A 26,970-nucleotide genomic window follows, 5' to 3' on the forward strand; every position below is an offset into this window, starting at 1 on the left:
TTTTTTTCAGCCCCTCAAGGCGTTACCTTAACCTGCTCCGAAGGTTTCGCCAACAAACCCCACCAAATCAGAGGGTCGGGTGAGTGTCAGACCTGCCACAGTACCGGTTTTGCCGCCCGCCGGAGCGATTGCCGATGTGAAACCAAGTTTTTGGGCTTCTTTCAACCTGTTTTCTGTCTGTGGGGCCGGTCTAAGTGCCCCGGATAACGAGATTTCTCCAAAAATCACCGTATCAGCGGGCAGAGCTGTGTCTTCTCGGGCACTCAGCAATGCGGCCGCCACGGCAAGGTCGGCGGCCGGTTCGCTGATTTTCATCCCTCCGGCGACGTTCAGGTAAACGTCCAACCCGGCAAAGGGGATGCCACAGCGTGCTTCAAGAACGGCAAGGATCATGGCCAGCCGCCCACTATCCCATCCGACCACGGTCCGGCGGGGTTGGGAATGCGGGGACGGTGCCACAAGTGCTTGCAATTCCACCAAAACAGGGCGGGTGCCCTCAATTCCGGCGAAAACGGCCGAACCGGGGCTGGGGGTGCCGCGTTCCGACAGGAACAAGGCCGAGGGGTTTGTGACCTGCGCCAACCCTTTGCCGGTCATTTCGAACACGCCGATTTCATCAGCGGGGCCAAAACGGTTTTTCACGGCGCGTAAGATGCGGAACTGATGGCCACGTTCACCTTCGAAATAGAGCACGGTGTCGACCATGTGCTCGACCACGCGGGGGCCTGCGATCTGGCCTTCCTTGGTGACATGGCCGACCATGATGATTGATACGCCGTGTCGTTTCGCAAACGTTGTCAATTCATGCGCTGCGGCCCGGACTTGTGACACTGAGCCGGGGGCGCTGTCCACATTGTCGGCCCACATGGTCTGAATCGAGTCGATGATGGCCAGACCGGGCTTTTCAGCCTCAAGCGTCGTCAGGATGTTGCGTAGGTTGGTCTCAGCCGCCAATTGAACCGGCGCGTCCTCGAGCCCCAGACGGCGGGCCCGCATTCGAACCTGCGCGCTGGCTTCTTCGCCGGAAACATAGATGGTTTTGACGCCCGCACGGGAAAAGCGCGCCGCGGCCTGCAGCAAAAGGGTGGATTTGCCGATGCCGGGGTCGCCGCCCACCAGCAGGGCCGAGGCGGGAACAAGGCCACCGCCAAGCACGCGGTCCAGTTCCTCAACCCCGCAAAGCGTACGGGGCGGGGGTGTTTCTTCGGTCGACAGATCGGTGAGTGCGATGGACTGGCCGCGTTTGCCGCCCAAGGATTTCTTGGCGGGACCCGCCGAAAGGGGTACGTCCTGCGAAATGGTGTTCCACTCGCCGCATGCGTCACAACGCCCGGACCAGCGCGAATGCGACGCGCCGCAGGCCGAACAGGAGAAAGTCGTTTTTGCCATGCGGCCTTGGTGCCCGAGGATCGGCGGTTCTTCAAGCCCTTGCAAGGCATTCATCTCCACCGGTGGGGTGCCGCGTCCTCAGGCCCGATGGGCCATCGTCCGCAGCAAAGGCGCCAAGCGCCTATTCCGCCGCGCGGGGCGGGGACATGGCGACCACGCTTGAGGCTTTGGTCGAGCTGTCCTTGGGAGGTGTTTGCAGCTGAGCCGACAGTTCGGGTAACAGCTCAAACAGCTCATCCCGCAGGCGGGCCAGTTGTGACTTGGCGATGGTTTCTTCCATTTCGACATCGCGCGTCCATTGGCGCAATTCGTTCTGGATCACCTGGGCTTCTTCAAGACGCTTCTGGAACAGCTCAATCTCTTCCTGACGTTGTTGTAGGAAGGTTCGGGCGCGATTGATCCGCACGTCGCCATAGGTTTCAGCCAGTTCGTGGCTGATCTGGCTCATCTGTGCGGCCAGTTCCAGGATTTCGGGCTCGAGTGTCTGTAGGTCAGGGTGCTGGCGTAGAAAGGCCATACGTTCTTTGACCGCGTCAAACTCGGACGACATCATGAACAGGCCGCCACGGTCCGCTGCGTGGGCCATTTGATAGGCGTCTGATATGTCGTGCATGTTCAGGGCAAATTTGCGGTGATTGTTTTCCAATGCCATCATTCGGGCATTCGCTGGCAGATAGAATGCCAGCATGAGAATCAGAACGGTCAGGCCGATCTGGATAAACATCCCGGCGTCTTGCACTGGCCCACCGCCGAAACCGGCTTGCATGGATAACCAGGGCAATACACCCAAGGCAGATAATAATGTGGCTGAAACGGCAAACAGGGCTGCCGCGCAAATGAGGAAAAAAGTCAGTCTTAAAAAGGCATTCTGAAATTGCAATGTAATGTTATGGAGGGCAGTCATGTTCGACGAACTCCTTCTAGAACCGGTACACACCAGGCCCAAGCGGAGAGCATCCAAAACACACAGATTGATCCGCTACGGACCCGAAAACTACAAATTGTCACTGCTCGAAATATAAAGATGATACTCAGATGAGTGTTTTCAATCAATTACATCTGAGTATTTCGTGATTTGCGTGTCATTTCGGTAATGTGGCCCAACGCGAGCGAGGCCAGAATGCAAGCCGTGAACAGGTACAGACCCCATGCAGTTTCGATGGTCGCGTACGAGATGCCTTTGGCCAGAGTGATATAGAGCGCGATCAGAAAGATGTCGGCCATGGCCAGCTTGCCGAGGATGTTCAGCGCGGGTTGGACGCGGACATCCAGCAGGTCCCACTGGATCAGGGCGGTGCCGATGGTTTTGATGTAAGGTGCGACGAGGGCGAAGATGGTGACGATCAGCGCCAGAAAGACGTCGGATTTCCAAAGAGACTGGAGCCCGGTGATGACGCTGATTTCGGACAGGCCAAAGATCGGTAAGAGTCCGGCACGCATCAGCGGGGCAAACCATGCGATGGGGTAGAGGATCAGGAGCGAGAGGGTGGCGAGGCGGAGGGTCATATCAGATTGCCTTGCTGCAGCCTGAAGGCACTCCACCCAAACAAAACAGCCATGAGAACAAAAAACACGGCAACAAAAATGGCAGTTCTGCGGGCGTTCAATGATAATGTGAATAGCTCTTTGTGAAGAATAGAGACAGAAACAGCGACACCGATAACGGCTGGAAGTGTCGCGAGTATACTTACAGAAGACGAACTAAACGCGATTACGTTCGAAATCAATGCACCGGGAATGAAGCCGTGCAAAAGCGCCTTCATTACCGGTTTCATGGTTTTGAATGCGCGAATTGGAGAGAAAATCAAACCATGTATTGAAAAGATTGTGATGAACCAGACGATCAAAACTGAGTTGAAGTAAATTCCTGGCAACGAAAAGAAAAAAAATTGGGTTGAATTCATCACCGCACGGCCTCAATTGGCCCTTCAGCACTCCCACTAATGAACTGCTCCACATAGGGATCGCCCGAGGCATCCAGCTGTCCGACCGGACCGGTCCATTGGATGACGCCTCCATGCAGCATGGCCACGTTGTCGGCAATCGCGCGGACGGAGCTCATGTCGTGGGTGATGGTCATCGCGGTGGCGCCCATCTCGGTCACGATCTCGCGGATCAGATCATTGATGACGCCGGACATGATCGGATCGAGGCCGGTGGTGGGCTCGTCAAAGAAAATGATCTCGGGCTCGGCGGCGATGGCGCGGGCGAGGCCCACGCGTTTTTGCATGCCGCCTGACAGTTCGGACGGGAAACGGTCGGCCACGTCGGATTTCAAACCCACGCGGCGTAGTTTCTCGATAGCGATTTCGCGGGCGTATTCTGGCGGGCGTTTCAACGGCCCGCGCAGCAGGCGGAAGGACACGTTTTGCCAGACGGGCAGCGAGTCAAACAAAGCCGCGCCCTGAAACAGCATCCCGAACCGGGCCAGAAACTTATCCCTATCGCCCTTGGTGGCGTCTTTGCCATCTACATAGATCATGCCGCTGTCAGGCTTGATCAGGCCAAGGATGCATTTCAGCGCCACCGACTTCCCGGTGCCCGAACCGCCGATGATGACCATCGAGGTACCCTTGGGAATCTCAAGGTCCATGCCCTGCAGAACCCGATTGTCCCCAAATGCCTTTTGTACGTTCTCCATCCGGATCATAGCGAGAAGAACACCCCCGTCAGAATGAAGTTGGTGGCCAGAATCATGATAGCAGCGGATTCGACCGAGGATTTGGTGGCGCGGCCCACACCCTGCGCACCGCGGCCCGAGTTCATGCCGTAAAAGCAGCCCATGACCGCCGCGATCAGGCCGAAGGCTGCGCCCTTGGCCAGCGACGACATGATGTCATGGGCCTCAAGGAAATTGACTGTGTTCAGCAGGTAGGTCGCCGGATTGAAACCCAAATTTTGGGTCGCAACGACATAACCGCCTGCGATGCCAATGATATCTCCGATCCCGACCAGTAGCGGCACGGTAATCAGCGCGGCCAGAACGCGCGGGGCCGTCAGGTATTTCATCGGATGAGTGGACAGGGTGACCAGCGCGTCGATCTGCTCGGTCACTTTCATGGTGGCGATCTCGGCTGCGATGGACGAGGTCACGCGGGCGGCGATCATCAGGCCCACCAGCACGGGCCCCAGTTCGCGCACCATACCGATGGCAACGATCTGCGGAACCACGGCCTCGGCGTTGAAGCGAGCGCCGCCAGCGTAGATCTGCAGCGCCAGCGCGCCACCAGTGAAAATGGCGGTCAGGCCGACGACTGGCAGGGACAGCCAGCCGATGTTCATCAGCGCGACGATAAATTCGCGCGGGTAGTAGGGCGGACGAAAAATGTGCGAGATCGCATCAATCGTAAACAGCGCGACTTTGCCAAAGGTGGCAAACAGCGCCAGGACCGCGCGGCCCAACCCACCCAGCAGAGAAAGAGGATTCATTCCACGTAACCCCGTGAATAACGCGCGCCAAGCGAAGTGAGGATTTCATACCCGATGGTGCCTGCGGCCTCGGCCAGGTCGTCGACTGTCTGGTGACCGTTCAGGATGCGCAGGCGTTCTGGATCTTCGGGCAGGTCAGTGACGTCAATGGTGACAAGGTCCATCGATATGCGGCCGACCACAGGGCAGGGTTGGTCCCCGGCAAATGCGTCGATACCGCCGCCAATGGCCCGGTGCAGCCCGTCCGCATACCCTGCGGCCACGGTTGCGATTCGCGATGGGCGTCGGGCAACCCAGCTACCACCATAACCGACGGTTTCACCAACTTCGACCGCGCGCACCTGAATGACGGGCAGATCGACGGTTACGACGGGCTTGGCGTCGGCAAATGGCATGCCGCCGTAAAGACCAACGCCCGGACGGCAGAAATCAAAGTGGAATTCCGAGCCCATCAGCGTGCCCGCCGTTGCCGCCAGCGACCGTGGTGCGGTGACACCATCGGTCATATCGCGGAAGGTCTTAAGCTGTTGACGGTTCATCGGGTGGTCGGGCTCATCCGAGCAGGCCAAATGCGATATGACCGCCTGTGGGTTCTGGCTTTCCATCTCAGACCTCAGCGCGGCCCAATCGGCGGGCTCAAGGCCCAGACGGTTCATTCCACTGTCCAGTTGAACTCCGAATGGGTGACTCGGCATGGCCTGTTGCAGGCGTTTGAACTGTTCCGGAGAGTTGATCAAAGGAATCAGGTTGTCAGCAAAGTGCAGCCCGTTGTCACCTTCCATGAACCCTGAGAAGACAAAAATCTGGGGTTCGGGGCCAACGGCTTTGCGCACGGCAGCGCCTTCTTCTGCGGCGGCGACAAAGAACTTGCGAACGCCTTCTTCGGCCAGGGTCGCAGACACCGGTCCGGCACCAAGGCCGTAGGCGTCAGCTTTGACCACGGCGCCGGTCTCGACATCCGTTTTTGCATTGAGCGCCCGCCAGTTGCTGGCGAGCGCCTGAAGATTGATCGTTAAACGTGCGGTACTCATGGTGCTGTTCATGACATTGGATTGCGGCAGGTCAAGGGGGTAAGAGGCAATTCTTGTGCATATCGCGGTGTTCCTACGCAGCTTCTGGTCGGTATCGCAATATCATGGTTAAAAAAGGCTCGGACAAGGGCAGCCGAACTCTCGTCATTGTGTCCGACCTGTGATCAACTCGGCGCATGAAACGGGACCGTTGATCCACCTGAAAGGGGCCGTAATGCTGAACCTGACCGCCGACTACCGGGCCCGGGCTGCCGAACTGCCCGGCTTGTTTCTGGACGTCTTCACCGCCTCAGAGGGCGAAGGAGAGGGGCGTGCGGTTGCTGCTTTGGTGGATGACCTGCTGCTTTCAACACCCGATGGAGATCTTTTGGGCGTTTTGGCTTTGGATGACCGCAATCTGGCAGGTTGCATCCTATTCTCGCGGCTCAGCTATGATCAGGACCCGCGCCAGGTCTTTCTGATGTCACCGGTGGCCGTGCGCGCCGACAGGCAAAAGTCGGGCATTGGTCAGAAATTGATCGGCTTTGGATTGGAACAACTGCGCCATAACGGGGTTGATTTTGCAGTGACTTACGGTGATCCGGCATATTATTGCAAAACCGGGTTTCAACCGATCGCACAAACATTCGCACAACCGCCCATGCCGCTGAGCATGCCACATGGTTGGCTTGGACAATCCTTGAATGGCGACGATGCGCCGCTTATGGGCCCGTCCCGCTGTGTCAGCGCATTCAATAAACCTGAGATGTGGTAGGTCAGTAGCCTTCGATTTGGCCGTCCTGTTGCCAGGGTTTGACCAAGTTACCGAACCGGGTGAACTGAGCCTCGAACGACAGCTCGACCGTGCCGATGGGGCCGTGACGCTGTTTGCCGACGATAACTTCGGCTTTGGCGTGCAGGCGCTCCATGGCCTGTTTCCACTCTTCCATCTTTTCCAGCTCGTGATCGCCGGGTTTTTCGCGTTCCTTATAATATTCCTCGCGGAACACGAACATCACCACGTCGGCATCCTGTTCGATCGAGCCCGATTCCCGCAGGTCAGACAATTGCGGGCGCTTGTCGTCGCGGTTTTCGACCTGACGGCTCAGCTGTGACAGTGCGATGACCGGGATGTTCAGTTCTTTGGCGATGGCCTTCATGCCCATCGAAATTTCGGCAATCTCGTTGACCCGATTTTCGGCCATGCCACGGCACAGCTGCAGATAGTCGATGACCAGCAGGTCCAGCCCATGCGTCCGCTTCAACCGCCGCGCGCGGGCGGCCAACTGAGAGATCGGCAGGGCCGGGGTGTCGTCGATGAACAATGGGCAGGCTTCCAGATCCTTGGCCGCGTCGACAAAGCGGCGGAATTCGGATTCCGTCATGTCACCCTGACGAATTTTGTGGCTGGAAATCTCGGAGGCTTCGGCCAGAACCCGGCCCGCCAATTGCTCGGCACTCATCTCAAGCGAGAAGAAACCCACAACGCCACCGTCAATCGCGCCTTCGGTGCCATCCGGCTTGGTGCCGCGCTTGTACGCCTTGGCCACGTTGAACGCCACATTGGTCGCTAACGAGGTTTTCCCCATCGACGGACGACCCGCAAGAATAATCAAGTCGGACGGATGCAGCCCGCCCAACTGTTTGTCCAGGTCGGCCAGACCGGTAGAAATTCCCGCCATGCCACCACCACGTTGATACGCTTCGTTGGTGACGTTGACGGCTTCTGTGACCGCCTTGAGGAAAGATTGGAAACCCTGTTCGGTCTGGCCCTGCTCGGATAACTGATAAAGTTGCTGTTCAGCCTCGACGATCTGTTCTTTGGGCTCGCTGGATACATCCACCCGCGCCGCCTTGTCAGAGATATCCCGACCCAGCCGGATCAACTCGCGGCGAATAGCCAGGTCATAGATCATCTGGGCGTAGTCATGCACAGCAAACGCGCTGATCGAAGCCCCGGCCAGTTTCACCAGATAGGCGGGGCCGCCCAGTTCCTTCAGACCTTCATCTTCGGCCATAAAGGATTTCAGCGTGACGGGCGAGGCTAGCGCATTCTTGGCGATGCGATTGGCCGCAACCTCGTAGATGCGGGCGTGGACCGGATCATAGAAATGTTCGGACCCGATGATCGAGGCCACCCGGTCATAAAGATCGTTGTTGGTTAGGATCGCACCCAGAAGCTGTTGTTCGGCTTCAATGGAATGCGGCATTGTTTCGGCGTTTTGAATCTTCGCCGCTGCCTGCTCGATGCTGCTTATCTCGTTCATTTTGTCCCCGCTGCCCACGGTGTTCTTACACGCGACACTGGCGTGTCGGCTATCTGGAAATACTTGTGGGTAACTATGGGTAACGCCTTGGGATAAGTTTTGAAGACGCCATAGTTCCAGAATGGATTTGGTCTATTATGTAGGATATCACGCAGATGTCACTATATATTGTTTCCCCAAAGCCGATTCTCAGACGTTTATCCCCAAGTAATCCACAGCAAGTTTACGTGGATTTATTCGCATCCTGCCACTTGCGCGGGTCGTTAAGGAAGGCCTCGACACCATCAAGTGTTTCTTGGTCAAAGGCTTTCTGCGCTTTGGCCTCGGCCAAAACATCCCACCATGTGCAAAGGTGATGCAGCTTCACGCCGTGATCGCCCAGCGTTTTTTCGGTTTCGGGGAAAATGCCATAGTAGAAGATCACCGCCGTATGCCCGCAGGTCGCGCCGGTTTCACGGATCGCATCCACAAAGGACAGCTTTGAGCCGCCATCGGTCGTCAGGTCCTCGACCAGCAATACACGCTCACCTTCGCTCATGGCGCCTTCGATACGGGCGTTGCGGCCATAGCCTTTGGGCTTTTTGCGCACATAGGTCATCGGCAGAGCCATACGCTCGGCGACCATGGCGGCAAACGGGATGCCGGCTGTCTCACCACCTGCGATGTTATCAAACGCCTCAAAACCTGCATCACGCATTACGGTGACCGTCAGGAAATCCATCAGGGTCGAGCGGATGCGCGGGTACGAGATCAGCTTGCGACAATCGATATAGGTCGGGCTGGGCAGGCCCGAGGCCAATGTGAACGGTTCGCGCGAGTTAAAGTGGACGGCCTTGATCTCCAGCAGCATCCGCGCGGTCAGGCGGGCGATTTCGGTGCTATCGGGGAAAGAGCTGGGGATCATGGTGCAACCTCGGGACAAAATGACATTGCGGGCTGATAGCCTGTCCTTTGGGCCAGAGTCGAGAGGGCTGAGCCGCAAAAGAAAAGCGGACCCGCAAGAGGTCCGCTTTGCGCCCTTGCGGGCCGCGCAGGCTAAGGTGGGCTTAGCTGCTCATATCATAGGCCCGTTCACCGTGTACCGACAGATCTAGCCCGTTTGTCTCGGTTTCTGCGTCTACGCGAAGCGGGGTGATAAGTGCAACCAGTTTGATCAACACAAAAGTGACAACTGCCGTAAAGGCACCCACAATCACCAGCCCGCCAATCTGGGCAGTCCAAGCGCCCAAACCGAATACGGCGATCATCAGCGTGCCAAAGATGCCGCCCACGCCGTGAACGGCAAAGACGTCCAGCGTGTCGTCGATTTTGGCGATGTTTCGGATGACGTTGACCGCCTCCTGACATAGGACACCTGCGACTGCACCGATGATTAGCGCCTGCACCGGATCGACATAGCCCGAGGCCGGGGTGATCGAGGCCAGACCGGCGATTGTGCCGGTGACCAGCCCCACCATCGAGGCTTTGCCGTATTTGATGCGTTCGTACAGCGCCCATGTCAGTGACGCGGTCGCCGCCGAGATATGCGTGACAGTCATCGCCATCGCCGCACCACCATCAGCGGCCAATTGCGAGCCGCCATTGAAACCGAACCAGCCGACCCACAGCATCGCGGCACCAATCATGACAAAGCCGGGGTTGTGCGGTGGCGTCGTGCGATTGCGGCGTGGTCCAAGTGCAATGGCGATGATCAGTGCAGCCAGACCGGCGGTTTCATGGACAACGATGCCACCCGCAAAGTCGCGGACACCCACCTCACCAAGAATGCCACCATCGGTCAGCATGCCGCCGCCCCAAATCCAATGCACCACGGGCGCGTAGCACAGCAACATCCACAGGGCTGAGAATGTCAGGACAAACCCAAACCCCACACGTTCGACATAGGCCCCAACGATCAGGGCTGGGGTGATGATGGCAAAGGTCATCTGGAAGGCAAAAAACAGGACTTCTGGCAGGGTGCCCGACAGGCTGTCGGCGTCGACACCGTTCAAAAACGCTTTGCCCAGCCCGCCCCAAAGGCCCGACCCACCGTCGCCAAATGCGATGGAATAGCCTGCGACCAGCCACAGGATGCTCATCAAACAGGCGATGCTGAAACAGTGCATGAAGACGCTCAGCACGTTGCGGGCGCGCACGAGGCCGCCGTAGAACAGGGCCAGGCCCGGCAATGTCATGAACAGGACTAGGGCGGTTGCCACTATGATCCAGGCGGTATCGGCTCCATTCATTAGCCGGTCTCCTTTTTTGCGTCTTTTACGTGCGTGGAAGGGGTTGAAGCCGACAGCAGTCGCGGAAAAAAGAGGCAGACGCGGTTTTAGCGCCTGATTAACGGGCTTTTGGCCAAGCGGTGATAAAACAGGCACCCGATGGTGCCGGATGCCCAATAATTAAACAACTTGGGAAAGGTGCGTTGGCGCAGATCTACTGGCGTCATTAGGGAAACCGACGAGTAAGCGGGTGTCAGGCCCGCCAACGTATGACCCATTAGAAAGCGACCTGCGCTAAGGGATTGCTTGTCTTGGTTGAAAGCGGCTTCTAAAGTCGGTTGCGACGACAGGAGGGGCCGGAATGACGGTGGAGTTGGCAGGACCACGCATCCAGAATTTGGACAAAGTCCTGGAGGGCATCAGTGACATTCACGGCACAGGCTTGTTTGCGCGGTCCGATATCCAAACTGGCGCTGTTCTGGGTTATTTATACGGCCAAATCGTCGACTATGATCGTCATCCCACGGTTCGCGACCTGGAGTGGAACGGGATTGGCGGAAGCAAGGTACTCTGCCGCCCATTTGCCACCCAATACGCTTTGATTAACCATTCGTTTACCCCCAATCTTTCAATACTCAGAACCGATTGGGCCATTGTGGCCTGTAAGGATATTCGTGATGGAGAAGAATTGACGCTTGATTACCTCGAGCATGGCGTTCCCGAAACCTATCTAAATTCTCCACACGGAAATTACCTGCGTAACAATTGAAAATATGTTCACTCATCATCTTATTCATCCAGTGCATCTGGAAACCGAGACCCGTATCCGGCTGTCCTCTGTCATTCGAGAAATTGTCCCTTTAAGACCAGTGCTTTGCGGTAAAGCGGCCGAGGAGATCTCGGAGAACAGGCTTAACGCAAACCATACTGATGAATTACACGCATTCTCTGGCAACGCCTTCACAAAAAGTCTGACTGAACTGCGTCGCAATGCCTGCCTTGAGTGGGATCTGTCGGATCTGGTGACATCCCCGGAACCCCATTGCGACGCGTGGTATTTCAAACTTCTGCTGATGGTTTCTGGTGATATGTGTCTGGTCTATGGCGCGAGTTTCTCGGATCTTGCGCACTTGCCCGAAAACCCGCGGCCTTACTACCGCGACCACACGCTTCCCGAAGTTACAGAACTGGTCGACGCACTGGTTTCCGTTTTGCAGCTTCGCGTTGGATCGCGGCTTGAGGCTGATCTGGACACATCCATTCAAGTCGTCCTTGGTGGGGTGGACACGGCACCATTCCATGAACGCCTTTCGAAGTTGTTCGAAGAGGAAGGGCTGGTATTGGAAGAATGCGAGATGTCGGCGGCAGAAAATGGGGATTGGACCATCTACGGAGGCTGGAGTTATTCCGCCATCGTTCGCAAAGACCTGGCCGAGGAATTCTATTTCGTTGCGCTGATGTTCAGGTTGCAGCTGGACTGGATCAAAGCGCGCCGTATTCGCAACAAGATCGTCAATACTGCGGATGAGCGCGCCGAATCCTATCACGGAAGCAAAACTGGCGAACTCAATACCGCCCTGAATGAGTTGATCTTTTTCCTACAGGTGGCCCGCCAAAGGCGGGCTGATTAACGGGCGAACCTGAAACCCAGGCTTGCCCGGTGTTACGATTCGACCAACACGCGCTGGCAAATCGAAGATAACTTTGACAGCCTTTACAAAGCGGCCTGTGATTTTCGGAATTATGTCGGTTTTATCAGCGACGAAAAATCCAAGCTGCAACTCGAGATACAGTCAAAACTGCTGTACTTCATCGCTGGTCTGGACACATTGGCGATATCCTCTTTTGCCATGACCTTGCTGTCTTTTCGGCGTGGTGACAGCCCTGTGTTGCCCAGCTGGATTCACCAATATGGCCCAAAGCTGCTGTTGTTTCTTGTGGCGTCGAATGTCGTTCTTTTGCTGGTGATTTTCGTGCTGGGCTTCATTCGAAAAAGATAAGCAGTTTTGGCTCCACATTAAGAAAACGCGCCAAGCCCTTGTGCTAGCAGTGCCAAAGCATGATCTCGCGCGGCCAGGCGCACGTTGTCCCGACCTAATGCACCAAATTCGACGGTCTCGGTCAGCGTAGGATGGCCTTTCGCGGCCAACCCAAAACAAACCCGGCCTTCGGGTTTGAATTCAGAACCGCCAGGGCCCGCGATACCGGTTACGGAAACCGCCAATTGCGCGTCGGAGTGCGCCAGGGCACCGTCCGCCATTTCACCCGCAACCGGTTCCGAAACCGCCCCATGTGCGACCAGTGTTTCGCCCTGAACCCCCAGCATTTGCTGTTTCGCGGTGTTCGTGTAGGTGACAAACCCACGCTCGACTACGGCTGAACTGCCGGGGATATCGGTCAGCGCCGCCGCCACCATACCGCCGGTACAACTTTCGGCGGTGGCGATCATCACGCCCTTTGACTTGGCGCGGTCGAGGATTTCGGCAACGGTCACAGGCCCAGAACTCCGTGCGAGATACCGGCGAGGATCAGAACTCCGACCCCGGCGAGGATACCGGCAATGACATCGTCCAGCATGACACCCATTGCGTCGTCGCGCCGGTCGGCCCAGCCAACAGGGCCCGGTTTGGTGATGTCGAACAAGCGAAACAGCACGAAGCCGGCAATCCAGCCCGGCCATAGTGCCGTGATTTCAATCCCGTGTGCCCAGGAGGGATAAGAAATTGCCCAAAGCGCGATGAACTGCCCGGCGACCTCGTCGATGACAATCTCGGACGGATCGTGATTGTCCTGGCCCGCTGTCATCACGCGTGTGGCCCAGAGACCGCCAAAGAACGCGGCCAGTGTGGCGATCACCAACAGCGGAAAGCCACCCAGCGTGTGCAGAACCCACGCCAGCGGCAGGGCGGCCAGTGACCCCCACGTGCCGGGCGCAGGTCGCAGATAGCCCACGCCGCAGACGGTTCCGATCAGTTGCGCGGCAGTCATGATTTCACCAGACAAGCTGTGGCGAGTGAGGCAATCCCCTCGCTTCGGCCAGTGAACCCCAGCCGTTCCGACGTCGTTGCTTTGACCGAGACCTGATCCGCGCTCAGGTCCATGATCCGTGCCATCTCGTTGCGCATGGCAGGCGCATGGGGGCCGATTTTGGGGTATTCGCAGACCAGTGTGCAGTCGACGTTCGAGATTTTGTAGCCCATCTGCCCGGCCAGTTCGACCGCATGGCGTAGGAAAATCTCGCTGGCAGCACCCTTCCATTGCGGGTCTGAGGGGGGGAAGTGCTGGCCAATGTCGCCCTGCGCCAACGCGCCATAGATGGCGTCAGTGACGGCGTGCATGCCCACATCCGCGTCTGAATGACCTTGCAGGCCGCGATTATGCGGCACCTTCACACCACACAGGATCACGTGATCCCCATCGCCAAACCGATGCACGTCATACCCGTTGCCCAGCCTTACATCCATATCCGTTCCCAATATGCGTTCCGCCCGGGCAAAATCCTCGGGCCGTGTGATTTTGATGTTATCCGCATTGCCCGGCACGATGGCCACGTCCAGCCCAGCGGCACGGGCGACCTCGACATCGTCGGCAGCGCCTCCAGGGTGGGCCGCGTGGGCCGAGGCGATGGCGTCATAGTGAAAACCCTGCGGCGTTTGCGCAGCGAACAGCCCGGTCCGGTCCTGAGTTCCCGTCACGATAGAACCGTCTCCGGTCCAGAGCGCATCAGTGACCGTCAACCCCGGCGCGGCAGCAGGGTGGGTTTCCAGTGCTTCCAGAACCTGTTGAATGGTCTGAAGGTCAACACAAGGCCGCGCTACGTCATGGATAAGAACGCGATGCACCCCATAGGGCAAAAGCGCATCAAGTCCGTTGCGCACCGATCCGGCCCGGTCACTACCGCCCTTGGCAAGGATCAGATCAGAGTTTTCGAACTCGGCCCATGCGTCCCTGTCATCTTCGGACAAGACAAGCACTATCTGGTCGACTTGCCCTTGAAATTGATCAATCGTCCAATCCGCAACGCGGCGCCCTGCCAATGGGCGCCACTGCTTTGGTGTTCCCCCTCCGGCGCGCAAGCCGCGTCCTGCGGCGACGATGATGGCAGCGGTGGTCATGGGGGCGTTCTCTCCGATGGTTTGAGGCAATCTTTAGGGTGCGGTGAATGCAGAGGCAATCACCCACGTAAAGTTGCCTAAAAAATAGGCATATGATGATTTAGCGGGCTTGAAGGTCGCCGTTTTGTTGTTCATATGCGCTCAATTCGATATCAAAGCCGCAACTGCCCAAGGATTAAGCACGTTGACTCTGCTCCTCGCTGACAAAGCCCTGAACCCGCCGGTCTTGCTGGCACCGATGGCCGGAATCACCGACCGTCCGTTTCGCGATCTAGTGATGCGTTTTGGCGCGGGCATGGTCGTGAGCGAAATGGTCGCCAGCCAGGAGATGGTTCAGGCCAAGCCTGGCGTGCGGGAGCGGGCCGAACTTTCGGCAGATGTTGAGAACACCGCCGTTCAACTGGCGGGGCGTGAAGCGCATTGGATGGCCGAAGCCGCCAGGCAGGTGGCCGATCGCGGGGCGCGGGTGATCGACATCAACATGGGCTGCCCGGCCAAGAAGGTGACGAACGGTTATTCTGGGTCAGCCTTGTTAAAGACGCCGGATCACGCACTGACATTGATCGAGGCGGTTGTCGAAGCCGTTAATGTTCCGGTGACTCTGAAAACCCGACTGGGCTGGGACGACAACCTGCTGAATGCGCCCGACGTGGCGAGACGAGCCCAGGATGCGGGTATTTGTATGGTCACGATCCATGGCCGTACGCGTTGTCAGTTCTACAAGGGCAGTGCCGATTGGCGGGCGATCCGCGCGGTGAAGCAGGCGGTGTCGATCCCGGTTATCGCGAACGGGGATATCGTGGATACGGACGCCGCGCGTGTTGCGCTGGATCAATCCGGCGCGGATGGAGTGATGGTCGGACGTGGGGCGCAGGGCAAGCCGTGGTTGCTGGCGCAGATTTGTCATGATCTCTATGGCGCAGCCGCGCCGGAAGTTCCGGCGGGTGACGACCTGATCGAAATGGTACGTGCGCATTATCAGGCGATGCTTGGGTTCTACGGGTCCGATCTGGGCCTGCGCGTCGCGCGCAAGCATCTGGGCTGGTACATGGATGAGGCCGGCACACCCGCCACCCTGCGCCGTTCCGTTCTGACTGCGCGCGATACCGACGAGGTGTTACGCCTGCTGGGTGATGCGCTGAACACAGATGCAGAGGCGGCGGCATGACCTCGGATCAGGATATTTGGACCTCGCTGCCGGTTCCCGCTTTCATCATCAACGCCGAAGACCGGATTGCCGATGTGAATTCGGCTGGCGAAGGGTTTCTGAACGCATCGCGCAAAGCTGTTGTCGGGCATCCGGTCTGGGATCAGATTGCCGTGGATGCCCCGCTGGAAGAAGCGTTTGAGCGCGCGCGTGAACATGGCACGCCGTTGTTCGTGAACGATGTGGATGCAGGGTCGGGCAACCGGGCCCCGCTGCAATGCGCATTGCAGATTGCGCCTTTGGTCGGGCATCCCGGAACGATGATCATGATCATCTCACCGCGTGAGCTGGCCGGGCGAATGACCTTGGGCAATACGGTGAAATCGGCAGCGCAGTCCGCCATCGGCATGGCCGAGATGCTGGCGCATGAGATCAAGAATCCACTGGCCGGGATCACCGGCGCGGCGCAATTGCTCAGCATGAATATCCCGCCGCAAGACCTTGAACTAACAGATCTTATTGTCGCTGAAAGCCGCCGCATCGTTAAGTTGCTGGAACAGGTCGAGCAATTCGGAAACCTGCAACAACCTGATTTCAAACCGGTCAATGTTCATGACGTCCTCGACCGCGCGCGCCGGTCGGCGCTGCTGGGGTTTGGCGCGCATATGAAAATTATCGAGGATTACGACCCTTCGTTGCCGCTGGCCTACGGAGACCCGGATCAGTTCCTGCAGGTGGTGTTGAACCTGCTCAAGAACGCCTCGGAGGCCGCTGACCCCAAGGGTGGAACGATCCGCTTGCGCACCTATTTCGAACACTCCTTCCGGCTGCGACGCAATGACGGGTCGGGACATTCTCTGCCGCTGCAGATCGAAATCATCGACGATGGCCCGGGTCTGCCCGAGAAGATACGTGGGGATATTTTTGATCCCTTCGTTTCAGGCAAGGAAAACGGCACCGGCCTTGGGCTGGCGCTGGTCAGCAAGATCATCTCGGACCATGACGGCTGGATTTCAGCTGACTCGGTGCCGGGCCGCACGGTGTTCCGCATCTCGCTGAGGCGGGCACCAAAAGACGCAATGTAAAACAAGGAGAGCACCTGATGGATGGTACAGTACTGGTTGCAGATGACGACCGCACGATCCGCACTGTTCTGACGCAGGCCCTGACGCGGGCAGGGTGCAAAGTTCATGCGACCTCGTCGCTGACCACGTTGATGCGCTGGGTTGGCGAAGGCAAAGGCGACGTCGTGATCTCAGACGTGGTAATGCCGGACGGTAACGGGCTGGAGATGCTACCGAAAATCTCGCAAGATCGACCAGGTTTGCCGGTCATCGTGATTTCGGCCCAGAACACGATCATGACGGCGATTCAGGCGGCTGAGGCGGATGCCTATGACTACTTGCCCAAGCCCTTCGATCTGCCCGATCTGATGAAGCGGACCGCTCGGGCGCTTGAGCAGAAGCAACATGTGCAGACCGAAGCGATCGAAGTTTCCGAAGATCGCCCGGAAGAACTGCCCCTTGTTGGGCGTACGCCGGTGATGCAGGCGCTGTACCGGTTGGTCGCCCGGGTGATGAATACCGATTTGTCGGTGATGATATCTGGGGATAGTGGCACAGGTAAATCATTGATTGCACGCGCTATTCATGACTTCTCGGATCGGCGCACATTGCCGTTTGTAACCGCCACTGCGGCGGACCTGCGCGATCTGGAAGGGCCCGCACGCATCATGGCGCGCGTACGTGGCGGCACACTGTTGATCGATGAGATTGCTGATATCGAAGACGAATTGCAGGCCCGCATCGTGCGTATGATGGATGCGCCCGGTGATCACGTTCCGCGCTTCATGGCCACCAGCCAGTCGGACCTGACCGAAGCGATGGAGAATGGGCGGGTGCGCCAAGATCTGTATTATCGCCTGTGCGGCGCAACGGTGCATGTGCCCGCCTTACGCGAGCGGGTGGACGACATCATCTTGTTGGCCGATCACTTTCTGGCGCGCGAAGAGCGTGAGCATGGCGCCAAACGCTGGCTCAGCCCTGATGCTGTAGAGCTGTTTCGACGTTATTCGTGGCCGGGCAATGTGCGGCAGCTGGAAAACGCCGTGCGCCGTCTGAGCCTGACCAGCCGCACCGACGAGATTACCAAATCTGAGGTCGAAATGGTTCTGGGCAGCCAGCCCGAGGCCGAACCGATTCTGGGCGATGGTGAACGTGAGAAATTATCGGCCTCAGTTGCCCGTCATTTGCGCCGATATTTCGACCTTCACGGAAATCTCTTACCGCCTCCGGGCCTGTATCAGCGGATTTTGCGCGAGGTCGAGGCGCCACTGATAGAACAGGCTTTGGACGCAACCGGCGGAAATCAGGCGAAATGTGCGGATCTGCTGGGGATTAACCGGAATACGCTGCGGAAAAAGATTACAGATCTCGATATTCAGGTGACACGCCGACGCAAACTGATGTAATATCGCCACACAAATCGTGGCATCTGGGTTCTCACCCGGCAAGGACCACGACATATGGCGGTACGTCGCGCAAGCGACACATCAGGATGAGGGCAGACGGTGGCAACCCGGGCACAGAGCGGGCCGATTCCAGCGATAAATCGGTGGCGGAAATCCCGAAAACTGCGCAATTTCGGCACTTTGGGGCTGGTTCTTCTGGGCCCCGCGCTGGCGTTGTCGACCTATCTTGTCATCGGTCCTTTTGATCTGGGGGCAACGGCCCCAACACTGCGCCTGATCCTTCTGGCAGATTTGGTTTATGTGCTGGTCGTGGCCGCCCTTGTTCTGGGGCAGGTCTTCAACCTGATCGCGGCGCGCCGGGCGAAATCCGCGGGCTCCCGTCTACACCTTCGATTGATTGGCGCATTCACGCTGTTGGCTCTGGTGCCGACTGTCACCGTTGCGATCTTTGCGGGGTTGACGGTGAATATCGGCTTGGAAGGGTGGTTTTCGGATCGCGTACGTCAGGTGGTGGGCTCGTCCCTGACCGCGGCCGAAGCATATGAGTTGGAACACCGGCAGGGTCTGACACAGGACGCAACCATTCTTGCGCGGTACCTGGATAATGCGCGTAACCGTGACTTTTACATTTCGGACGCGGAGCTGCGCGAAGTTCTTGCGCAAGGACAAGCGCAGATTCAACGTGGTCTGCGCGAGGCGTATGTCATTGATGGTATTGGCGAAATCAAGTCGCGCGGGGATCGTTCTTATCTATTCGATTTCGAGGCCCCCACACCTGAACAAATGATTCAGGCCACAGATGACGGCGTCCTGATCATCGCCGATTGGCAAAATAATGAATTCCGCGCGCTTGTTCCATTGCAGGCTTATCTGGACCGGTATCTGTATGTCAGCCGCGAGGTGGATGGACAGCTATTGACGCTGCTGGACGATACCAAGGAAACGGCGCAATTCTACCAACAGTTGGAAAGCGAACGGGGCAGGGTGCTGTTCGAATTCGGGCTGCTGTATCTGGGCTTTGCAGTGATCCTTATTCTGGCGGCCATGTCGCTGGGCATGTGGTTCGCCGAACGCCTCTCGCGCCCGGTGGGTCGATTGACCACGGCTGCTCAACGCGTTGGTGCGGGTGATCTTAGTGTGCAGGTGATCGAAGAGGCCAACGATGATGAAATTGCAATGTTAGGCCGTTATTTCAATCAGATGACGCGACAACTTAAAGGGCAGCGCGACACGTTGCTTGAGAATACCCGCCAGATTGAACGCCGTCGGCGCTTGTTCGATTCTGTGCTTAGCTCGGTGACTTCGGGCGTGGTTGGTGTTGACCCAGATGGCTGCGTGACATTCGTGAACCGTTCGGCTGAGCGGTTGCTGGACTGGATGCGCGTGGATGAGCAGCTTGCCATCGGAATTGCGGTGCCGGAGTTCCTACCGCTGTTTGAAAGCCTAAAGGAAAGTGGGCAAGAGGCCGTGCAGGGTGAGATCAAGGTCACCCGCAAAGGTCAACTTGAAAACCTGCTGGTCCGCATGGCGACCCGCCGTGGCGAAGATGGCGGGCTTGAGGGTTATGTGGTTGCTTTCGACGATGTGACCGATCTGGTCAGTGCGCAGCGGATGGCCGCTTGGGGCGACGTCGCGCGGCGGATCGCGCACGAGATCAAGAACCCGCTGACGCCAATCCAGCTGAGCGCGGAACGGATTAAACGCAAATTCGCACGCAAGTTGGATGAAGAGGATTGCGATAGCCTTGAATCCATGACCGACGTTATCGTGCGGCAGACAAATGATCTACGGCGGATCGTGGACGAGTTTTCGAAATTCGCACGGATGCCGGAACCAGACAGGCGCGAAGAAGACGTCGTCGGACTGGTGCGCGAGGCAGTACTATTGCAGCAGGCCGGGCAGCCGGACGTGCAAATCGATGCAACGCTGCCGGATCAACCGATATTGACGGATGTGGACGCCACGATGCTGAATCAGGCTCTGACTAATCTGATCAAGAATGCCGGTGAGGCCATTGAAACACTAAAACAAAAAGGCGCACCAGAAAACCTGAAGCCACAGATAAAGGTGGACGTGATCAGCGATGACGCGGGTACGGTGATTACCATCGCTGACAACGGCATTGGACTGCCCGAAGACCGGGCGCGACTGTTCGAGCCGTATGTGACCACAAGGGACGAAGGCACAGGTTTGGGCCTGCCCATCGTCAAAAAGATTATCGAAGAACATGGCGGGGCGCTCACTCTGGAAGATGCACCCGTCTTTGACGGACAGGACCATTTTGGTGCGATGGCCGTGATCCGTTTACCAGGGGGAAATCTCTCTCCGACCGCAGCGCCACAGAAGCAGGCAATTCATACAAACAAACTGAAAGCAGGCCAAAGATGAGTGACATTCTGATCGTAGATGACGAACGCGATATTCGCGAGCTGGTGTCCGACATTCTGGAGGATGAAGGCTATTCAACCCGGCTGGCTGGCAACTCGGACGAGTGCATGGCCGAAATCAATTCTGAACCGCCGGGGCTGTTGATACTGGATATCTGGCTGAAAGACAGCCGCATGGACGGGATCGACATTCTGAAGGCGGTGAAACGCGACAACCCCGACGTGCCAGTGGTGATTATTTCCGGCCATGGAAACATTGAAATTGCCGTGGCGGCGATCAAGCAAGGGGCGTATGACTTTATCGAAAAGCCCTTTAATATCGACCAGTTGATGGTGGTGATCCGACGCGCCATGGAAACCTCGCGCCTGCGTCGCGAGAATGCCTCGTTGAAGCGCAAAGAGGTCACCAATTCGGATATGATCGGCAAGTCCGCGTCTTTCCGCGCGATGCAAAGCCAGTTGGACAAGGTGACCAAGTCGAACGGTCGTGTGATGCTGAGCGGCCCTGCCGGATCGGGCAAGGAAATCGCTGCGCGGTATATCCACGCGCATTCCAACCGCGCCAATGCGCCCTTTGTGACCGTGAATTGCGCCGGGGTTGAACCCGAGCGTGTGGAAGAAGTTCTGTTTGGCCGCGAATCCTCGGAACGCGGCATCGAGCCCGGCCTGTTGGAAGAGGCCCATGGCGGTGTGGTCTATTTCGACGAGGTGGCCGATATGCCGATGGGCACGCAGTCCAAGATATTGCGTGTGCTGGTCGATCAGCAATTCCAACGTGTTGGTGGGTCGGACAAGGTGCGGGTTGATCTGCGGGTAATCTCATCAACCAACCGCGATCTTGAAACGGAAATCGCCGCCGATCGGTTCCGTGAAGAATTGTATCACCGCCTGAACGTGGTGCCGATTGCGGTGCCGTCGCTGGAAGAACGGCGCGAGGATATCCCAGTTCTGGCGCAGCATTTCATTGAGATGTGTAATGAAACGCAGGGGCTCGCGATGCGTGAGATCTCGGAAGAGGCGGTGGCGCTGTTACAGACCATGACCTGGCCAGGTAATGTGCGGCAGCTCAAGAACCTGATTGAACGCGTGCTGATCCTGGGGGACGATTCTGGCCCGATCGAGGCCAAGGAATTGCCCGCCGAAGAAGAAAAGACCGACGACTCGGGTCGTGTGGTGCTATCGGGTGCGCTGGCAACTTTGCCCCTGCGCGAAGCCCGCGAGGCGTTCGAGCGGGAATACCTGCTGACCCAGATCAACCGCTTTGGCGGCAATATTAGCCGTACCGCCAGCTTTGTCGGGATGGAGCGCAGCGCGCTGCACCGCAAACTAAAATCGCTGGGGGTTGTGACCTCGAACAAATCGGGCGCGCGAGTGGCACAACTGGACGAACCGGAGCCGGCGGAATAATCCGCCGGGCCGTTACCCCGCCTGACCGGGATCGATGATCTGGAACGACCCGTTGTCGAATTTCACATAGCACGATTGGGTGCCTATCGGTGGCAATGTCGTGGTGGCCACGGCGGGCACCCGTGATTTCACGTTCTGCTTGCACGGCGGCAGGCTGATCGGGCGAAACCCTTTTTTGGCCATGCACTGGGCCTCGACCTGATTGCGCAATCCTTGATTTGCATCGACGCTGTAAACCTGACCGGGCTGCCACCAGCCGGGCGAGCGGTAACAGCGCCCCCGCCCATCACAATAGGTGCGCCCGGGCCAATACGTGGGCGGGCTTTGACGTATCTGAGTGGCTACCGGAACCTCTTCCAGCGCCTTAACCTGGCATTGAGTGGTCTCGGCTTGAAGGCGCTTAACGCTCTCACCTTCACGATAATACAGTGAAAGGGGGCCTTCGCATGCGGACAGGACCATCAATGGAATAATCAAACGAAGTACTGATTTCATAGGCTTATCTTGCCTTAGCTTTGCCGGTATGACAATTCAATTGACCGCTTTGGGGGCATCTGTCATTCAAAGATTTCAGGCAGAAGGGCCAAAAACATGAAGGTCATCATTTGCGGTGCGGGTCAGGTCGGCTGGCAGATTGCACGGCACCTTTCGGGCGAGCTGAACGATGTGACGGTGGTGGACAACAACCCTGACCTGGTGCGTCGCGCGACCGAAACGCTGGATGTGCAGGGGATTGCAGGGTTTGCCAGTTATCCGGACGTGCTAGAGCGGGCAGGCGCCCGTGACGCCGACATGATCATTGCCGCGACCCATTCGGATGAGGTGAATATGGTCACCTGTCAGATGGCGCACTCTATTTTCTCGATCCAGCGCAAGATCGCGCGCTTGCGTTCGAAATCCTATCTCGAGGCGATCCACTCGGACTTGTTTCGTCGCGATCACCTGCCCATCGACGTGGTGATCAGCCCTGAGCGCGAGGTGGCCGCCGCCGCCATGCGCCGTCTGTCCGCACCTTCGGCCTTTGACACGGAACTGTTCATGGATGGCAAAGCCCAGTTGCTTGGCATCCGCATCGAAGAAGACTGTCCCATCATCAATACTCCGCTACGGCAACTGACAGATCTGTTTTCAACACTCAGCTCTATTGTCGTGGGGGTTCGGCGTGACGGCAGCCTGTTTGCCCCGGAATCCGAGGACCAGTTGTTCGTTGGCGATGAATGTTATGTCTTCAGCAATGTTCAGGACGTTGACCGCACGATGGAGGTCTTTGGCAAGACCCAAAAGAAACAGGACCGCGTCGTGATCGTCGGTGGCGGTAACGTCGGGCTTGAGGTCGCGCGCACGCTGGAAGAGCGTGAAAGCCGAGTGCGCGCCAAAATCATCGAACGGGATCGCAGCTGCGCCGAACATGCCGCTGAAGCATTGGAACGAACGATTGTTCTGAATGGCGACGGGCTGGATGCCGCACTGTTGCGCGAGGCGGGCATCGAACGGGCCGATGCGATGCTGGCGGTTACCGATGATGACCGGGCCAACATGCTGGTCGCTGTGCGCGCCAAATCCGAAGGCTGTGCGCTGGCGATTGCGTTGATCAATGATCCAACAATGGTGGCGCTGATGGGCCCGCTGGGGATCGATGCTTATATCAACCCGCGTGCCACGACCGTCAGTTCAATCCTGCGCCACATTCGCCACGGGCGGGTGCGGCAAGTCTACTCCATTGGGGATGCCGAGGCCGAGGTGATCGAGGCCGAGGTGCTGTCGACCTCGCCTCTAGCCGGGCAAAAACTGCGCGACATTGATTTCCCCGAAGGCGTTCTGGTGGGTGCCGTACGCAAGGGGGATGAGGTGCTGCGCCCCACTGGCAGCCTGCGGATCGAGGAAAAAGATGTCGTGGCTATCTTTGCCATGGCTAAGGATGTGCCCGAGGTCGAGCGGTTGCTGCAGGTTTCGATCGATTTTTTCTGATGATGCGCGCGCGAACACAGCAGATCGGTTTGGTGCGGCGCTTGCCGCTGTTCCTGCTGATCTGGGCGGTGTTTTCGCTGTCGATGTGGGTGCCGGCGATCTATGCGCTGGCGCTGGATGATCATGACACGTCGCGGTCGTTCTTCTATTCCGGTTTGTTGGGGCTGTTCGTGGTGGCCTCGGTTGGGTTGGCGTCATCGAACCGGGTGCCGCGAAGGGGCACGTTGGGGCAATTGGCGGTGTTGTTGGGGTGTTTTACGGTACTGCCCTTGTTTCTTGCCATTCCGCTGCACGATGCGTTGGGCAATACCACTTTCTTGAACGCCTATTTCGACATGGTCAGTGCGCTGACAACCACGGGCGCTGACATTTTCCCAGACCCTGATCGCCTTACGGCCCCGCTGCACCTTTGGCGGGCGTTAGTGGGTTGGATGGGCGGCTTGCTGATGTGGATTTCGGCTGCCGCGATTCTGGCACCGCTGTCGTTGGGCGGGTTCGAGGTGACCGCACGTGGGCAACCCGGCCGTCCGGTCTCTGGTGTTGCACAAAGTGAAAAGGTCGATCCGCGTGGACGATTGATCCGAGTGACTCGCACGCTGACGCCAGTTTATACAGGTCTGACGGCGGTGATCTGGCTTTTGCTGCTGATCGCAGGCGAGCAAGGACTGACCGCCATCTGTCATGCGATGTCCACAATGGCTACGTCCGGAATCTCTCCGGTCGGTGGGCTTGAGGGCGCACAGGCTGGTTTCACGGGCGAGGCGATCATATTCTTGTTCCTGTTCTTTGCCCTGTCCCGACTGACCTTTTCCACGGATACCGCCACCACCGGGTATTCGCGGCTGGACAAGGACCCAGAGTTTCGGATCGGTCTGCTGATCGTCATCGCCGTTGCAACGCTTTTGTTTTTTCGTGTGTGGGCGGGCGTCAATGAAATCGGTGGGACACTGAGCCCGATTGATGCGGTGTATGTGTTCTGGGGTATGGTGTTCACGGCACTGGCTTTCTTGACGACGGCCGGGTTCGAAAGCGCCAACTGGAATGATGCACAGCAATTATCAGGGCTGGGGACGCCCGGCCTGATCCTTATGGGGCTGGCCCTGATAGGCGGGGGAGTCGCAACCACGGCGGGCGGCGTCAAACTGCTGCGGGTATTCGCTTTGTACCTGAATGGTGCGCGTGAGATTGACCGGCTGATTTACCCCTCATCGGTCAGCGGCGTAGGGGGTGGCAATCGACGCATTCAAAGCGACGGAGCCTTTATCGCCTGGATCTTTTTGATGATGTTCGCACTGACGGCCGCCTTGTTCAATCTGCTGCTGGCGATGATGGGGGCAGGGTTCGAACAGGCCATGGTCCTGACCGTTGCGGCGCTAAGCACGACGGGTCCGGTGATTGAATTGGCCACGGATATTCCCATCCGCCTGGTGGACCTGTCGCTTGGGGCCAAACTGACAATGTGTGCAGCGATGGTGATCGGACGGCTGGAAACACTTGCAATCATTGCCTTGATTACGCCAACCCTTTGGCGGGATTAAGCTTCGGCATTCCAGAATTGACTGATTTTTAATCTGGAATATCTGTGCGCAGCACTCCATACTCCTGCGGAGGGAGCGCGTTGGTCCGCAGCGCGTAGCAAGAACAATGGCGAGATAATAAAATATGGCTTCGGACAGACAGAATCTGCAGGACGCGTTCCTGAACAATGTACGGAAAGCAAAGGTCCCGGTCACAATATTCCTGATCAACGGTGTGAAATTGCAGGGTGTGATCACCTGGTTCGATAATTTCTGTGTGCTGCTGCGCCGCGACGGACAGTCGCAGCTGGTCTACAAGCATGCGATTTCGACCATCATGCCGTCGCAACCGATCAGCCTGTATGAGGGCGAAGACGCCTCTTGATGGAACACGATAGGACGCGCACCCGGGCTTGGGTGCTGCATCCGGAAATCAAATCTGATGAACAGCGCCGCGTTCCTGAACCGGCGCTGGACGAGGCGGTGGCGCTGGCTGCCGCTTTGCCTGATCTGGATGTGATCGGGTCTGAAATTGTGCGCTTACAACGCGCCCAGCCGGGATTGCTTTTCGGCAGTGGCAAGATCGAGGAACTGGCCGAGCGGCTTCATGATCACGAGATCGAACTGGTTCTGATCGACGGACCGGTATCACCCGTGCAACAGCGCAACCTTGAGAAGGCTTGGAAGGTCAAGATCCTCGACCGAACCGGCCTGATCCTTGAGATTTTCAGCGACCGCGCCCGCACCCGCGAAGGTGTGTTGCAGGTCGAGATGGCAGCGCTCAGCTATCAGCGCACGCGGCTGGTGCGGGCCTGGACCCACCTTGAACGCCAGCGGGGCGGATTGGGGTTTGTAGGCGGTCCCGGTGAAACCCAGATCGAGGCCGACCGCCGTGCGATTGATGAACAACTGGTGCGTCTGCGGCGGCAGCTGCAAAAAGTTGTCAAAACCCGCACGCTGCACCGCGCTGCCCGTGCCAAGGTACCGTATCCGATTGTGGCCCTGGTGGGCTATACAAACGCCGGGAAATCCACACTGTTCAATCGCCTGACCGGGGCCGAGGTGATGGCCAAGGACATGCTGTTTGCCACGCTGGACCCGACCATGCGCCGCGTTGAGTTGCCCGACGGTGCTGAGGTGATCCTGTCGGACACGGTGGGTTTCATCTCGAACCTGCCGACCGAACTGGTCGCGGCTTTCCGGGCGACACTCGAAGAAGTTCTGGGCGCCGATATCGTTGTCCACGTACGCGACATCAGCCATGAGGAAACCGATGCACAGGCGCAGGATGTCGAGGCGATTTTGACCTCGCTGGGCGTCGACGAAGAACGCCCCCGGCTGGAGGTGTGGAATAAGATCGACTTACTGAATGACGACGAACGCGAGGCCGCGTTTAAACGAGCCAAACGTGATCCGTCGATATTCGCCATTTCGGCGGTAACCGGCGAAGGGGTAGACCCTCTGCTGGCCGAGATTGCAACCAAGCTGCAGGGTGCGCGACACGAAGAGATACTGTCTTTGGGATTTGCCGAGGGCAACAGGCGCGCCTGGCTGTTTCGACAGGATGTCGTGCGGTCCGAAAAGCAGACCGAAGACGGGTTCGAAATCACTGTATTGTGGACGGACAGGCAGGCGGCGCAATTCGCCGGGATTTAGC

Annotated in this window: 26 protein-coding genes; 12 read left to right on the forward strand and 14 right to left on the reverse strand. The window is 57.9% G+C overall.

The window, feature by feature from the left end:
* Positions 1-27: 27 nt before the first annotated feature.
* From radA to alr, 7 genes are all read right to left on the reverse strand, one after another.
* A complete protein-coding gene (radA, locus tag ACR0AJ_RS07355) occupies positions 28-1,389 on the reverse strand; it encodes a DNA repair protein RadA (protein ID WP_170348905.1) in 1,362 nt (453 codons plus the stop codon).
* 121 nt (positions 1,390-1,510) lie between these two features.
* A complete protein-coding gene (locus ACR0AJ_RS07360; protein ID WP_226688372.1) occupies positions 1,511-2,113 on the reverse strand; it encodes a DNA repair protein in 603 nt (200 codons plus the stop codon).
* A gap of 329 nt (positions 2,114-2,442) precedes the next feature.
* Positions 2,443-2,895: a paraquat-inducible protein A gene (locus ACR0AJ_RS07365; protein ID WP_170348903.1), complete on the reverse strand. Its 453-nt coding sequence runs from the start codon at positions 2,893-2,895 to the stop codon at positions 2,443-2,445.
* Complete coding sequence (locus ACR0AJ_RS07370) at positions 2,892-3,293, reverse strand: hypothetical protein (protein WP_480740477.1); 402 nt, start codon at positions 3,291-3,293, stop codon at positions 2,892-2,894. The genes ACR0AJ_RS07365 and ACR0AJ_RS07370 overlap by 4 nt, the downstream gene beginning before the upstream one ends.
* Positions 3,293-4,039, reverse strand: a complete 747-nt coding sequence (locus tag ACR0AJ_RS07375; protein ID WP_170348901.1) for an ABC transporter ATP-binding protein — start codon at positions 4,037-4,039, stop codon at positions 3,293-3,295. The genes ACR0AJ_RS07370 and ACR0AJ_RS07375 overlap by 1 nt, the downstream gene beginning before the upstream one ends.
* Positions 4,036-4,818: an MlaE family ABC transporter permease gene (locus ACR0AJ_RS07380; protein ID WP_170348900.1), complete on the reverse strand. Its 783-nt coding sequence runs from the start codon at positions 4,816-4,818 to the stop codon at positions 4,036-4,038. Before ACR0AJ_RS07380 ends, ACR0AJ_RS07375 begins: the two co-directional genes overlap by 4 nt.
* Positions 4,815-5,849, reverse strand: coding sequence for an alanine racemase (gene alr, locus ACR0AJ_RS07385; protein ID WP_170348899.1), 1,035 nt, complete (start codon positions 5,847-5,849; stop codon positions 4,815-4,817). Before alr ends, ACR0AJ_RS07380 begins: the two co-directional genes overlap by 4 nt.
* A 214-nt stretch (positions 5,850-6,063) precedes the next feature.
* Here alr and ACR0AJ_RS07390 point away from each other — a divergent pair, with 214 nt between their 5' ends.
* Positions 6,064-6,603, forward strand: coding sequence for a GNAT family N-acetyltransferase (locus tag ACR0AJ_RS07390; RefSeq protein ID WP_254438704.1), 540 nt, complete (start codon positions 6,064-6,066; stop codon positions 6,601-6,603).
* Position 6,604: 1 nt separating this feature from the next.
* On the opposite strand, the gene ACR0AJ_RS07395 is transcribed toward ACR0AJ_RS07390, so the two are convergent.
* The 3 genes from ACR0AJ_RS07395 to ACR0AJ_RS07405 form a co-directional block, all read right to left on the reverse strand.
* Positions 6,605-8,095: a replicative DNA helicase gene (locus tag ACR0AJ_RS07395; protein WP_170348898.1), complete on the reverse strand. Its 1,491-nt coding sequence runs from the start codon at positions 8,093-8,095 to the stop codon at positions 6,605-6,607.
* 223 nt (positions 8,096-8,318) lie between these two features.
* Positions 8,319-8,999 (reverse strand): orotate phosphoribosyltransferase, encoded by a 681-nt coding sequence (locus tag ACR0AJ_RS07400; protein WP_170348897.1) that lies wholly within the window; start codon positions 8,997-8,999, stop codon positions 8,319-8,321.
* 142 nt (positions 9,000-9,141) lie between these two features.
* On the reverse strand, positions 9,142-10,323 hold the full coding sequence (locus ACR0AJ_RS07405; protein WP_170348896.1) for an ammonium transporter: 1,182 nt from the start codon (positions 10,321-10,323) through the stop codon (positions 9,142-9,144).
* 340 nt (positions 10,324-10,663) lie between these two features.
* Here ACR0AJ_RS07405 and ACR0AJ_RS07410 point away from each other — a divergent pair, with 340 nt between their 5' ends.
* On the forward strand, positions 10,664-11,071 hold the full coding sequence (locus ACR0AJ_RS07410) for an SET domain-containing protein-lysine N-methyltransferase (protein WP_480740481.1): 408 nt from the start codon (positions 10,664-10,666) through the stop codon (positions 11,069-11,071).
* Positions 11,072-11,075: 4 nt separating this feature from the next.
* Positions 11,076-11,933: a hypothetical protein gene (locus tag ACR0AJ_RS07415; RefSeq protein WP_480740483.1), complete on the forward strand. Its 858-nt coding sequence runs from the start codon at positions 11,076-11,078 to the stop codon at positions 11,931-11,933.
* Positions 11,934-12,319: 386 nt separating this feature from the next.
* Here ACR0AJ_RS07415 and ACR0AJ_RS07420 read toward each other — a convergent pair whose 3' ends face one another.
* The 3 genes from ACR0AJ_RS07420 to ACR0AJ_RS07430 are packed head-to-tail and all read right to left on the reverse strand — an operon-like array spanning position 12,320 to position 14,417.
* Entirely contained in the window at positions 12,320-12,796 is a 477-nt protein-coding gene (locus tag ACR0AJ_RS07420) for a CinA family protein (protein ID WP_480740485.1), read from the reverse strand.
* Positions 12,793-13,290 carry a phosphatidylglycerophosphatase A family protein gene (locus ACR0AJ_RS07425; RefSeq protein WP_170348892.1) on the reverse strand — a complete coding sequence of 166 codons (498 nt, stop codon included), beginning with the start codon at positions 13,288-13,290 and terminating at the stop codon, positions 12,793-12,795. The genes ACR0AJ_RS07420 and ACR0AJ_RS07425 overlap by 4 nt, the downstream gene beginning before the upstream one ends.
* Positions 13,287-14,417: a bifunctional 2-C-methyl-D-erythritol 4-phosphate cytidylyltransferase/2-C-methyl-D-erythritol 2,4-cyclodiphosphate synthase gene (locus ACR0AJ_RS07430; protein WP_480661776.1), complete on the reverse strand. Its 1,131-nt coding sequence runs from the start codon at positions 14,415-14,417 to the stop codon at positions 13,287-13,289. The genes ACR0AJ_RS07425 and ACR0AJ_RS07430 overlap by 4 nt, the downstream gene beginning before the upstream one ends.
* Positions 14,418-14,601: 184 nt before the next feature.
* On the opposite strand from ACR0AJ_RS07430, the gene dusB reads away from it, so the two are divergent.
* From dusB to ntrX, 5 genes are all read left to right on the forward strand, one after another.
* A complete protein-coding gene (dusB, locus tag ACR0AJ_RS07435) occupies positions 14,602-15,585 on the forward strand; it encodes a tRNA dihydrouridine synthase DusB (protein WP_226688378.1) in 984 nt (327 codons plus the stop codon).
* A complete protein-coding gene (locus tag ACR0AJ_RS07440; RefSeq protein WP_480740487.1) occupies positions 15,582-16,649 on the forward strand; it encodes a two-component system sensor histidine kinase NtrB in 1,068 nt (355 codons plus the stop codon). The genes dusB and ACR0AJ_RS07440 overlap by 4 nt, the downstream gene beginning before the upstream one ends.
* A 17-nt stretch (positions 16,650-16,666) precedes the next feature.
* Entirely contained in the window at positions 16,667-18,034 is a 1,368-nt protein-coding gene (locus ACR0AJ_RS07445; RefSeq protein ID WP_170410081.1) for a response regulator, read from the forward strand.
* Between the two features lie 99 nt (positions 18,035-18,133).
* The gene (locus ACR0AJ_RS07450; protein ID WP_170348887.1) at positions 18,134-20,422 is read left to right on the forward strand and encodes a sensor histidine kinase NtrY-like; all 2,289 of its coding nucleotides are present in this window, start codon (positions 18,134-18,136) and stop codon (positions 20,420-20,422) included.
* Positions 20,419-21,828 carry a nitrogen assimilation response regulator NtrX gene (gene ntrX / locus ACR0AJ_RS07455; RefSeq protein ID WP_170348886.1) on the forward strand — a complete coding sequence of 470 codons (1,410 nt, stop codon included), beginning with the start codon at positions 20,419-20,421 and terminating at the stop codon, positions 21,826-21,828. The genes ACR0AJ_RS07450 and ntrX overlap by 4 nt, the downstream gene beginning before the upstream one ends.
* Positions 21,829-21,840: 12 nt before the next feature.
* On the opposite strand, the gene ACR0AJ_RS07460 is transcribed toward ntrX, so the two are convergent.
* Positions 21,841-22,323, reverse strand: coding sequence for a hypothetical protein (locus tag ACR0AJ_RS07460; protein ID WP_170348885.1), 483 nt, complete (start codon positions 22,321-22,323; stop codon positions 21,841-21,843).
* A gap of 96 nt (positions 22,324-22,419) precedes the next feature.
* On the opposite strand from ACR0AJ_RS07460, the gene trkA reads away from it, so the two are divergent.
* The 4 genes from trkA to hflX all read left to right on the forward strand — a co-directional run bounded on the left by trkA (position 22,420) and on the right by hflX (position 26,969).
* The gene (gene trkA / locus ACR0AJ_RS07465) at positions 22,420-23,796 is read left to right on the forward strand and encodes a Trk system potassium transporter TrkA (protein WP_170514531.1); all 1,377 of its coding nucleotides are present in this window, start codon (positions 22,420-22,422) and stop codon (positions 23,794-23,796) included.
* Positions 23,796-25,334, forward strand: a complete 1,539-nt coding sequence (locus ACR0AJ_RS07470) for a TrkH family potassium uptake protein (protein WP_170348883.1) — start codon at positions 23,796-23,798, stop codon at positions 25,332-25,334. The genes trkA and ACR0AJ_RS07470 overlap by 1 nt, the downstream gene beginning before the upstream one ends.
* Positions 25,335-25,458: 124 nt before the next feature.
* Positions 25,459-25,698 (forward strand): RNA chaperone Hfq, encoded by a 240-nt coding sequence (hfq, locus tag ACR0AJ_RS07475; RefSeq protein WP_010440340.1) that lies wholly within the window; start codon positions 25,459-25,461, stop codon positions 25,696-25,698.
* Positions 25,698-26,969, forward strand: coding sequence for a GTPase HflX (hflX, locus tag ACR0AJ_RS07480; RefSeq protein WP_480740490.1), 1,272 nt, complete (start codon positions 25,698-25,700; stop codon positions 26,967-26,969). The genes hfq and hflX overlap by 1 nt, the downstream gene beginning before the upstream one ends.
* Position 26,970: the final 1 nt, after the last annotated feature.

Source organism: Ruegeria sp. CJ9 (genome assembly GCF_056536625.1).

Coding starts and splice junctions, on each gene's coding strand:
- ACR0AJ_RS07440 (WP_480740487.1), top strand. CDS start 15,582: ATGACCTCGGATCAGGATATTTGGACCTCGCTGCCGGTTCCCGCTTTC.
- ACR0AJ_RS07370 (WP_480740477.1), bottom strand. CDS start 3,293: ATGAATTCAACCCAATTTTTTTTCTTTTCGTTGCCAGGAATTTACTTC.
- ACR0AJ_RS07415 (WP_480740483.1), top strand. CDS start 11,076: ATGTTCACTCATCATCTTATTCATCCAGTGCATCTGGAAACCGAGACC.
- ACR0AJ_RS07365 (WP_170348903.1), bottom strand. CDS start 2,895: ATGACCCTCCGCCTCGCCACCCTCTCGCTCCTGATCCTCTACCCCATC.
- trkA (WP_170514531.1), top strand. CDS start 22,420: ATGAAGGTCATCATTTGCGGTGCGGGTCAGGTCGGCTGGCAGATTGCA.
- ACR0AJ_RS07405 (WP_170348896.1), bottom strand. CDS start 10,323: ATGAATGGAGCCGATACCGCCTGGATCATAGTGGCAACCGCCCTAGTC.
- hfq (WP_010440340.1), top strand. CDS start 25,459: ATGGCTTCGGACAGACAGAATCTGCAGGACGCGTTCCTGAACAATGTA.
- ACR0AJ_RS07400 (WP_170348897.1), bottom strand. CDS start 8,999: ATGATCCCCAGCTCTTTCCCCGATAGCACCGAAATCGCCCGCCTGACC.
- ACR0AJ_RS07380 (WP_170348900.1), bottom strand. CDS start 4,818: ATGAATCCTCTTTCTCTGCTGGGTGGGTTGGGCCGCGCGGTCCTGGCG.
- hflX (WP_480740490.1), top strand. CDS start 25,698: ATGGAACACGATAGGACGCGCACCCGGGCTTGGGTGCTGCATCCGGAA.
- radA (WP_170348905.1), bottom strand. CDS start 1,389: ATGGCAAAAACGACTTTCTCCTGTTCGGCCTGCGGCGCGTCGCATTCG.
- ACR0AJ_RS07425 (WP_170348892.1), bottom strand. CDS start 13,290: ATGACTGCCGCGCAACTGATCGGAACCGTCTGCGGCGTGGGCTATCTG.
- ACR0AJ_RS07470 (WP_170348883.1), top strand. CDS start 23,796: ATGATGCGCGCGCGAACACAGCAGATCGGTTTGGTGCGGCGCTTGCCG.
- ACR0AJ_RS07460 (WP_170348885.1), bottom strand. CDS start 22,323: ATGAAATCAGTACTTCGTTTGATTATTCCATTGATGGTCCTGTCCGCA.
- ntrX (WP_170348886.1), top strand. CDS start 20,419: ATGAGTGACATTCTGATCGTAGATGACGAACGCGATATTCGCGAGCTG.
- ACR0AJ_RS07430 (WP_480661776.1), bottom strand. CDS start 14,417: ATGACCACCGCTGCCATCATCGTCGCCGCAGGACGCGGCTTGCGCGCC.
- ACR0AJ_RS07360 (WP_226688372.1), bottom strand. CDS start 2,113: ATGTTTATCCAGATCGGCCTGACCGTTCTGATTCTCATGCTGGCATTC.
- ACR0AJ_RS07395 (WP_170348898.1), bottom strand. CDS start 8,095: ATGAACGAGATAAGCAGCATCGAGCAGGCAGCGGCGAAGATTCAAAAC.
- ACR0AJ_RS07445 (WP_170410081.1), top strand. CDS start 16,667: ATGGATGGTACAGTACTGGTTGCAGATGACGACCGCACGATCCGCACT.
- ACR0AJ_RS07390 (WP_254438704.1), top strand. CDS start 6,064: ATGCTGAACCTGACCGCCGACTACCGGGCCCGGGCTGCCGAACTGCCC.
- alr (WP_170348899.1), bottom strand. CDS start 5,849: ATGAGTACCGCACGTTTAACGATCAATCTTCAGGCGCTCGCCAGCAAC.
- ACR0AJ_RS07375 (WP_170348901.1), bottom strand. CDS start 4,039: ATGATCCGGATGGAGAACGTACAAAAGGCATTTGGGGACAATCGGGTT.
- ACR0AJ_RS07410 (WP_480740481.1), top strand. CDS start 10,664: ATGACGGTGGAGTTGGCAGGACCACGCATCCAGAATTTGGACAAAGTC.